Annotated in this window: 5 protein-coding genes; 3 read left to right on the top strand and 2 right to left on the bottom strand. The window is 41.7% G+C overall.

What is annotated here, in order from left to right; translation table 11 throughout:
* The first annotated feature begins 432 nt into the window (after window positions 1–432).
* The 3 genes from GNE10_RS25530 to GNE10_RS25540 all read left to right on the top strand — a co-directional run bounded on the left by GNE10_RS25530 (window position 433) and on the right by GNE10_RS25540 (window position 7,959).
* Window positions 433–4,956, top strand: a complete 4,524-nt coding sequence (locus GNE10_RS25530) for an AAA-like domain-containing protein (protein WP_185567817.1) — start codon at window positions 433–435, stop codon at window positions 4,954–4,956.
* A 464-nt stretch (window positions 4,957–5,420) separates the two neighbouring features.
* Entirely contained in the window at window positions 5,421–5,741 is a 321-nt protein-coding gene (locus tag GNE10_RS25535) for a CU044_2847 family protein (protein WP_185567820.1), read from the top strand.
* Between the two features lies 1 nt (window position 5,742).
* The gene (locus GNE10_RS25540) at window positions 5,743–7,959 is read left to right on the top strand and encodes an AAA-like domain-containing protein (protein WP_185567823.1); all 2,217 of its coding nucleotides are present in this window, start codon (window positions 5,743–5,745) and stop codon (window positions 7,957–7,959) included.
* A 106-nt stretch (window positions 7,960–8,065) separates the two neighbouring features.
* Here the strand turns inward: GNE10_RS25540 and GNE10_RS25545 are convergent, their stop codons facing one another.
* Complete coding sequence (locus GNE10_RS25545) at window positions 8,066–9,571, bottom strand: relaxase/mobilization nuclease domain-containing protein (protein ID WP_185567826.1); 1,506 nt, start codon at window positions 9,569–9,571, stop codon at window positions 8,066–8,068.
* Window positions 9,568–9,942, bottom strand: coding sequence for a MobC family plasmid mobilization relaxosome protein (locus GNE10_RS25550; RefSeq protein WP_260447037.1), 375 nt, complete (start codon window positions 9,940–9,942; stop codon window positions 9,568–9,570). Before GNE10_RS25550 ends, GNE10_RS25545 begins: the two co-directional genes overlap by 4 nt.
* Window positions 9,943–10,414: the final 472 nt, after the last annotated feature.

Consider the following 10,414-nt stretch of genomic DNA (forward strand, 5'->3'; position numbering starts at 1 on the left):
GGGCAGTTCGGGTGAGGGAAGTGGGGAAGGCGGGAGTGGTTGAACATCCTGTGGCAGTGGAAGAGAATTACCGTTTGGTAGTTGTACAATCTCAATAACCTGCGCTTGCAGCGGTTTGCTAATCGCGCTGCTAACCAAAACAAATATACTTAGATGCAACCAAAGCACTGCAAGCTTTTTAGGATATTTATCGCTCATGATATAAAGTTACACCATTAAATCTAGAAAACTGAGGTAAGCAGGTATTAACAGTAGCCAAAGCAAAAATATAATTTTGAGAATGCACATGAAATTCTACTGAGCCTTTAGGGCTTATTTTTTTGCATCATCAGACAGGACAGATGTGATGTAATTATTTTAGTAAAGCACTTGGTGTTTCTACTTTTTAATTTAAATTTTCTTTTTTCAGCTTTAACTAGACCAAAAGTCTCCATGAGTCACCCAATAAGCAATCTCTATCAGGTCGGAGGGAGCTTGCCAGCTGATGCCCCTACCTATGCCACGCGTCAAGCAGACGAAGAACTCTACGAAGGACTAAAGGCTGGAGAGTTTTGTTATGTTCTTAACTCTCGCCAAATGGGAAAATCTAGCTTGCGGGTACAGACAATGCGAAGATTACAAGCTGAAGGAATTGCCTGTGCAACAATCGATTTGACTGCTATTGGAAGTCAACAAGTTACTGTAGACCAGTGGTATGCAGGGATTGCTCGAAACTTAGTGAGTAACCTTGGTATTTCAAGTGCTTTTAACTTACGTGCTTGGTGGCGTGAACATGATTTGCTCTCACCAGTTCAAAGATTAAGTGAGTTGATTGAAACTGTAATATTAATATTGATTTCACAAAAAATTGTGATTTTTGTCGATGAGATAGATAGTGTTCTCAGCTTAAGTTTTCCGATTGAAGATTTTTTTGCGTTAATTAGGTCTTTTTATAACAAACGTGCTGACCAAGCCATTTATCAGCGACTGACATTTGCGTTGTTTGGAGTCGCTACTCCCTCAGATTTCATTCAGGACAAAAACCGCACTCCCTTTAATATTGGCAGAGAAATTGAACTTAATGGATTTCAGTTACATGAATCCCAACCTCTAGCTTTAGGATTAGCAGTGAAAACCAATAATCCTCAGCTAGTGCTTGAGGCAATATTAGATTGGACTGGAGGGCAACCTTTTCTTACACAAAAGCTTTGCCGACTGATCTTTGCTGCTGAGTCCTCTATCCCTGAACATAGCGAAGCACTCTGGGTTGAGAATCTGGTTCGCGAGCAAGTGCTTGAAAATTGGGAATCTCAGGATCAACCAGAGCATTTAAAGACAATTCGAGACCGTCTACTGAGAAATAGTCACCTTACAGCCCGACTGCTGGGACTTTATCAGCAAATATTACAGCAAGGCGAAGTGATAGGAGATGAAAGTCGCGAGCAGATGGAATTACGGCTATCAGGCTTAGCAGTGAAGCAGCAGACAAAGTTAAGAGTATACAACCGTATTTATAAATCCATATTTAATTCCAACTGGGTTGATAAAGAATTAGCAAATTTGCGCCCCTATGCGGAATCACTTTCAGCTTGGGTCAGTTCCGGTTGTCAGGAAGAATCTTGGTTACTCCGTGGACAAGCATTGCTAACAGCTCAGTCCTGGGCAGCAGACAAAAATTTAAGTAATCAGGATTACCGTTTTTTGGATGCCAGTCGTGAGCTTGAGCAGCAAGAAGTTAGGAGAAGGTTGGAGGAGGAGCAAAGGGCTAAAGAAATAGCTGAGCAAGCAAATCAAATTTTAACTCAAGCACAACAGAGAGCAGAATACGCCTTAACTGAGGAAAGAGAAGCAAATCAGCGTTTAACAAAAACACAACAAAAAACACGAAGAACAATTCGCACAGGGGGAACTGTACTAGCTATAATCTTTGTTCTAACTGTAGGATCGGCACTCGTAGCAGGTAAGCTTCTTAATGACGCTCAACAAAAAGTTGACCAAGCCGTAACTCAGGCAAATAATAGCATTGCACAAAAAGACAGGGAGATTAAACAAAAAGACAAGCTAGTGCAAGAGGCAAAGCAGAAAATTCAAACCGCTAACCAGCAGTTTATAGCTGCCAATAAGAAAGTGCAGGTCGCTAATCAAAAAGTTAAAACTGCGGATCGGAAACTACAAGCTGTTAATCAACAATTTCAAGCTGTCAATCAGAAATTACAAGCTGCTAATCAGCAGGTTCAAGCTGCCAATCAAAAAGTTCAGTTTGCGAAGAAAACAGCAGATAAAGCAGAGCAAAGACAGTTGCAAGCCCAGATTAGGCTTCAGCAAACCCAAGCCAGTCTCAATAAAGCAAAGGAAGCACTAGACAACAACGTGGAAGGTTCACGGTTAGCAGAAGCTGGAGTTGATGCTTTACGACAGTTTGATAATAAAGAAATTGAAGCTCTCTTAGCTGCAATGTATAGTGGTTACAAGTTAAAAACACTTTTTACAAGTGTTGTTTCAACAATAGAATACCCAACAGTTAGCCCAATATATGCACTTCAACAAATTCTTGACAATATACTTGAGCGAAATCGTATACTAGATGATTCGGATCAAACTATAGATGTACACTTTAATCCAAATGGACAAAACCTTGCTACCGTGGGTGAAGGCGGTACTGTTTATTTGTGGGACAGAACGGGACGGAAATTAGCACAATTAGGATTTGGTATTGTAAAGTATAGTCCAGACGGTCAGCAGTTAGCCACACTTGAGACAAATGGTTCTATCAGCTTATGGAATCAATCAGGAAGAAAAATTAAACAACTTGAAGGGCATCAGGGTAATATTTATAGCATAGAATTTAGTCCAGATAGCAAGCAATTAGCAACGGTAGGATCGGATAGTACTGTATTACTATGGGATCATAAAGGACAGAAAGTAGGACAACTCGAAGGGCATCAAGGTCGAATCTACAGTATTCAGTTCAGCCGAAATAGTGGAAAATTAGTTACAACCGGAAGTGATGGTGTTGCCCGTATCTGGAATCGCTCTGGGCAGCTGGTGGCAAAATTGCAAGGATCTCAAAGTCCAATTATTAACGCACAATTTAGTCCTAATGGACAAATCATTGCCACTTTGGAAGAAGATGGTAAAGCCCGCCTTTGGAATTTATCGGGACAGCAAATAGCCCAATTGCAAGAAAGTGGTGAGGCGATCGCTTTTTTACAGTTTAATCCAGATAGTCAACAAATACTGACACGCGCAATAGATGGTACTGTTAGCTTTTGGGATAATTCTGGACAAAAGAGTAGTCAATTGAACGAAAGTCTAAAGCGAATCTCAACAGTGCAATTTAGCCCTAATGGTCAGCAGTTAGTGACCTTAGAAGAAAATGGTATAGCTCGCCTTTGGAAAAGATCCGGAGAACAAATCACTCAGCTTAAAGGACATCAAGGTGAAATTTTGAGTGTTCAATTTAGTTCCAATGGGCGATATCTATCCACTGTAGGAGCAGACAATACTATTCGCTTATGGAATGAGTTGGGACAAGAGGTAAGACAACTCAAAGGAGTCCAGAGTCAGTCTACTAATGTACAGTTCAGTTCCGATGGTCAGCAGATAGCTACTTTGGAAAAAAATGGTATCCTTCGCCTTTGGGATTTATCTGTTAACCAGATAGAACAATTTAAAGAACAAAAGGATAAAGTTCTGGATGTGCAATTTAGTCCAGATGGTCAACAAATAGTTACTTTGGGGGAAGATGGTGTCATACATCTGTGGGACAGAACTGGAAAGTTAGACCATATATTACAGAAAGTCAAAGACAAAGTTCTGGATGTGCAATTTAGTCCTGATAGTCAGCTATTGATTGCTAGGCGAGAAGATGGAACTGTCCAAATTTGGAATAAATCTGGACAACAGGTAGCGCTACTACAGCTAAAAGAAGACAAGATTACTGATGTCCGATTTAGTCCTAACGGATTAGAAATCATTACATTAGGAGAGGATGGTAATGCTCAGTTCTGGAACAGAGCAGGTCAACAAGTTTATACACTGCAAAAAAAGGAAAAAATTTGGGATGTCCAATTCAGTCCTGATGGACAGCAATTAGCTGTTTTAAAGACTAATGGTACTGCTCACCTTCTAAATCAGGCACGACAGGAGATAGGACTCTTCAAGGGATTAATTACCGACTTCCAATTTAGTCCAAATAGCAAATACTTAGCTACTTTAGAAACAAATAGTACAGTTCGTTTGTGGAATATTTATGAACAGAAGACAGTTCCACTTCAAGATAATCAAATAATTAAGGATGAAGATGAAGATCGGCAACACCAAAGAATTTGGAATATTAAATTTAGTTCAGATAATCAGTATTTAGCTGCTTTTGGAGGCGAAACAGTTATCTTATGGAATTTATCAGGAAAGCTACTTCCAGAATTTCAAGGTCGCGAAGGGCCTATCGCTGATGTACAGTTTAGTCCCAACGGACAAAATTTGATAACTCTAGGGCAAAATGGTATTGCACGACTGTGGAGGGTAACTAAAGAACGAAAAACGTTATGGGAACAAATAACACAATTTAGAGAACATCAAGGAGCAGTGACTGATGTGCGGTTTAGCTTGGATGGCCAGTATATCGCTACAGCCAGTGAAGATGGCACGGCACGAGTCTGGGACATGCTTGGACGGCAGGTAGCAGAATTTAAGGGGCATCGGGGAAGTGTAACTAAAGTTTTGTTTAGCCCTGACGCGCAACAGCTGGCAACAATACAAGCAGATGGTACTGTCAAATTGTGGGAGATTAATAATTTAGATCAGCTGCTGGCACGAAGTTGTAAATGGCTTTACTATTTCCTCAACAACCCAAAAGCTAATCTCACCCCAGAAGAACGTCGGCTATGTACAGATGGCAAATACAGGGAAGCAGCAGAACCCACACCCAGTTTAGACGTTGATATCAAAAGCGATCGCAACAATTCACAGCATTAGTGCCTACTTGGATAAAGCTAGAACATTCAGACCCCCAAGAGCTTGACATATTTACAGTACTATTTTGGCGAGCATGGCGATAGATATCTTGGTTGATATCTAAACTAATATCGCTATTGTAGGCAGAAACCAGAACCCCCTGACCTGCACAGATGAAAGAGATGGCATTGTCAATACCGTGTTTGTATACCGGATTATTACGTAATCAAATTGTCAACTCTTACACTTTTATGAAATTGAATTTCTAATAATCGTGTTCTCAAAATGTCAACCATCTGACAATAACTCCCCAAGCCCCTCCCCCAGCTGCGTCAGGACATAGTGCGACAAAAGAACTTTTCACAAATTCAAAAATATAAAATTTCTCAAGTAGGGTGATAGATTATATAAGATGAAAAAATAAATACAATCTGCATAGTATATATTCACATCTATTGTGTCTAAAAGCATACGGAGTTTAGCTTGTGAAGCGTATCGTTGAATTTCCTCTTGAAAGCGGCGACTCGATTCTTGTAGAAATAGATGAGCCAGGGCAAACGGATGATCGTATTGGTCTGCGAGATGACATTATTCAAAAAGCTCAAAAAACTTTTGAGTCTGCTCTGGATCAAATCAAGCCCATAGCAAATGTCATTATGACTAAAGTAAATAGCCTAAATCAGCCTGCGGACGAAGTGGGAATCAAGTTTGGTATCAAAATGAGTGCAGAACTTGGAGCAGTCATTGCTTCTGGTAATAGCGAAATCAATTATGAGATCACTTTAAAGTGGAAACGGGAACCATAAGATGGCCTCAACCCTGGAGTTATCAGTTGTCAGAATTTACTCAAACAGCGGCAAAGTTGTTGGTGCTGGCTTCTTGGTTTCTCAAAAATACATCCTTACCTGCGCCCATGTAGTAGCAGATGGTTTGGGAATTGCCAGAAATACAGCCGAAATACCTAATGCACAAGTACGTTTGGACTTTCCGTTATTAGCAGCGAAGCAGTTCTTCACAGCCAAAGTAGTTTTTTGGCGGCCTGTTAATCCGGATGAATTTGCTGAAGATATTGCGGGACTCGAGTTAGAAACCTCTCCTCCTAATGGCGTTCAACCAGCACGATTGGTATCATCAGAAGATTTATGGGGGCATCCTTTCCGAATATTGGGTTTTCCAAAAAACCAGCCTAATGGGGCTTGGGCTTCTGGTGAAATAAGGGCAAAACTGGCCAACGGTTGGGTGCAACTGGAGGATATAAAACAACAAGGTTATTCATTAGAGCCAGGTTTCAGTGGTGCGCCAATATGGGATGAGCAGCTACTGGGTGTAGCAGGAATGGCAGTAGCGGCAGAAATGGAGCGGACAACAGCCAAAGCGGCGTTTATTATTCCCACTCAGGTACTGATTAAAGCATGGTTAGAGTTGAGTGAGCAAGTTTTTTCCATAGAAACGGTAGGACAACAATGCTCAACCATGAAACCAGCGAGTAAAAACACTAAAGTTTTTATCAGTTATCGTAACAAAGACCCAGATTTAACCTTGTCCCAGCAGTTTTATAAAGCCTTGAAAACGGCTGGGTATGAAGTATTTATGGCGGGGGAAAGTATTCGACTAGGTGAAAACTGGCCTGAGCGTATAGATAAAGAATTGGAGCAATCTGACTACTTTCTACTGCTGTTATCTCCTGATTCTGCTACCAGTGAAATGGTGACAGAAGAAGTAAGGCGTGCGAAGCAGTTGCGAGATTTACGTCCTGATCATAAACCAGTAATTTTGCCAATCCGCATTAATTTTCCTCTGAATTCGCCCCTCAATTATGACTTACGGGGTTATTTACAAAGAATTCAACAGCGAGAGTGGAAATCATCTGCTGATACACCTAAAATTCTGCAAGAAATATTAGCAATTCTGGCAGAAGGTCGTGAACCAGCTCCTACAGAAGAGGAGTTAACAACAAGGCCCTCTGCTGAGGAAAGCCTTGAATGCCCGCCTTTACCAGTGGCAGAACCTGAATTACCAGAGGGTCAGGTGGATCTAGCTTCTGCTTTTTATGTGGAACGCTCTCCCATAGAATATGATTGCTACGAAACTATTTTGAAGCCTGGTTCTCTCATCCGCATTAAAGCACCACGGCAAATGGGTAAAACTTCACTGATGGCGCGAATTCTTTATCAAGCTTCCCAAAAAAATTCTCTAGCTGTATCTTTGAGTTTTCAGCTAGCAGATAGTAAAGTCTTCGCAGACTTGGAGCAATTTTTGCGCTGGTTCTGTGTCAGTGTCAGTCGAAAACTGCGATTGCCAAATCGGTTAACAGATTACTGGGACGAAATTTTTGGCAGCAAGGATAACTGTACAGTATATTTTGAGGAGTATCTCTTAACACAAATCAGTCAACCCTTAGCTTTGGGTTTGGATGAAGTCGATTTATTATATCAATACCCTGAAATTGCTGGTGACTTTTTTGGACTTCTACGCGCTTGGCATGAGGAGGCAAAGAATCGGGATATATGGAAGAAATTGCGATTGGTAGTAGTACATTCAACAGAAGTTTATATTCCGATGAATATGAATCAATCGCCGTTTAATGTTGGACTGTCGATTGAGTTACCTGAGTTTAACATCAAGCAAGTGCAAGATTTAATATACAGGCATGGACTAAATTGGAGTTCTACTGAAATTGATCAATTGATGGCGATGGTGGGGGGCCATCCTTATTTGGTAAGGGTTGCACTTTATCGTATTGCACGGCAGGATACAACACTGGAACACTTATTACAAATTGCCGCTACAGATGCTGGGCCTTTTGGCGACCATTTGCGACGCCACTGGTGGAATTTGAAACAACATCCTGACCTAGCAATGGGAATGAAAGAAATTGTTGCAACAAATGCACCAGTACAGTTGGAGCCAATACAAGCCTTTAAATTAAAAAGCATGGGGTTGGTGGAGCTAGAAAACAATCACGTTTTACCCCGACTCAGCATATACCGTCAGTATTTCCGCGATCGTGCAGCTTCTCTGTAAATGAATAGCCTTCAGCTGTCTTCATGAAGATAGCACAAAACTCAGCCTAAGTATAAATTGCCACCTGCATTGTGATGTATATCTTGGTAGACTAGGAAACGCTAAATCAAAGTTCCCAACCTTGAGACTCTAGTATTTGGCTATATTTAGCTTGCAAATTGCCATCAGTTAGCATTCCATTCCAACCAGCTTCACCGGGAGAAACTTGTTTGGCTTGAGGTAGTTGAGCCAGTATCTCAGCTATCAAGTCCTCAACTTTCTCATTATCTTTAAAAGCGATGACCACTGTATCGATCGCTCGCAAAAATTCTAAAGGTATTTGCTCGCTATCGTCTACACTCCAATACAATGTCGGTTTGCGCTTTTCTTTGTCAACAGTTGATTCTAAGGCAATGACAGAGAGAACTTCAATCGGGTCACTTAGTAGCACTGCTCTTTCTACTGTGGCATCTGTAGCAATCCAAAAACTACCATTTTTTGTCCGTTCAGAGTTAAGGGAAATAGCGGTGAAGTCACCCGTTGGTTCTAGCTGCTTGGCAAGAGTTGGAAGATCGTCGAGCGTGCGTTCCACAAATATTGCTTGACCTGTTTGACTTGCATAGAGCCAACCCTTTTCATACAGTTCTGTGAGCAGAGAATTGGGTAAATTGTACTGCTGGCTTAACTTTAGGCGTATTTGCTCCCAGTTTGTTGGCTCTGGTATATGCAAGGAGTTTATCTGAGAAATAGAGGGTGCAGTATTTTCAACAGCTTGTTCCATAAGTTTCTGGATACGTTTGTCATCCTGTTTTGGAGGCACTGCTGGTGTGGGATTTTCGACAGCTTGTTCCATGAGTTTCTGGATGCGTTTGTCATCCCGCTTGGGACTGTAGTTTACACCTCGATGCTTTTGTAAACCAGGAAAGGTATATGCTTTACCAAGATGCGTACCACTAAAAGCCACACCATCAAGTTGGTAACTAATGCCTTTGACAATGCCTGTGCGAGTATAACCAACGCGGACATTAATACCTTGTTGTTGCGATCGCTCTATTAACTCTGGCATAGTGGGATGGTCGTGGGTTGCTTGGTCGAGCGAGCGCTGAAGTTTGACCCTAACGCTTTCCTCTCCAGTTCTGGCAATGTGCCTACGTTCGCCAGTAGTTGGACTGTGCTTATCTTTTTCCCAACTTGGTTGCACCGATTGCAAATTGTATTCCTGCTCCAACTTGCGAATTACCGCTTCACTTCTGCGATCGTCCCAGCTATCAGAAACTGTAGTCCCATCTAATTGAATGCGACTGGCAGCAATATGTATGTGTTCATGAGTCCGGTCAGTATGCCGCACTACGACATATTGGTTCATATCAAAACCCATTGCTTGCAGATACTTCTGGGCGATTTCATCCCAAGTATCATCATCTAAACTCTCTTTGTGGGCCAAACTCAGAGAAGCGTGATAAACAGCCCTGTTCACCTTCGGGTTTAATCTTCGAGATATACCAAATTCAGCTGCTAATTCGCGTGGGTTTGTTCCTTCCATATTCCCACCGATTTGTCTTGCTCCATCTTTGCCAAAGAGGTAGTTTAGCAGTCCCCGAAAACTTTTACCTTTGATGTGCTTGCCAATCATCCTTCATCTTGTAAATCAGTGATTAAATCAATTTCAGCAATCTCTCGGCGCACCTGTTTCACCAAATCTCTTACCTGTGACAACAATGCTCTATCTACGACCACAGGTTCTCCCATGACTACTGAAGTATTGATTGCTTTAGCTATTTGGTTGAGATTGTTACCTATTTTCCCCAACTCCCAGTAAGTTTGACCTGCTACTTTGGTGACACGCCTGGGCAATCTATTTTTCAGAGTCTTGGCACGAAACAACTCACTCATAGTGAGATTATTTTCATCTGCCATTAACTGTGCTTTCTCGTATTCTGCCAAAGTCAGTCTAATGTCTATCCTGTGTGAGCGTTTCTGTCGCATTATTGATGCATTAGTCATTAGCTGTTTTAAGTTTGACGACTGCACTATCATTTGTCATTGACCAAGCGGTTACTTACGATTCTGGTTCGATGCCAAGACGCGACGCGAGATAATGGAATGCACTGCAATAGCTTTAGTTGAGTACCAAGGAAGTCAAGATAGCGCTAGGGGTATCTCAATATAGCGAAAGCGAGCGATCGCCTACGGCGGGGCGTAGCCCATCGCGCAATTAAAAAGCTAATTTGCCCAAACCTTGCAGAAATTTTCCAGGCTGAACTCCTAGAGAGAATTTTCGTATCATCTTCCCCTCTGTCACGGTGGTTGACCTACTTAGGTAGGGGAACCGTGAAAGGAGGGCAAGTTTGTTGCCGCACCTGGGGGGTGCGTTTTTTCTCCACAGAAAAAATGTCCGGACAGCAACATAGCTTGCTACTCACCAAAGGTTTTTTTGGGCTACTCAAATTAAAAACATCAGTGGCATTGAGTTGGC

It is taken from the genome of Nostoc sp. 2RC, from assembly GCF_014222165.1.
GTDB classification, from domain to species: domain Bacteria; phylum Cyanobacteriota; class Cyanobacteriia; order Cyanobacteriales; family Nostocaceae; genus Nostoc; species Nostoc linckia.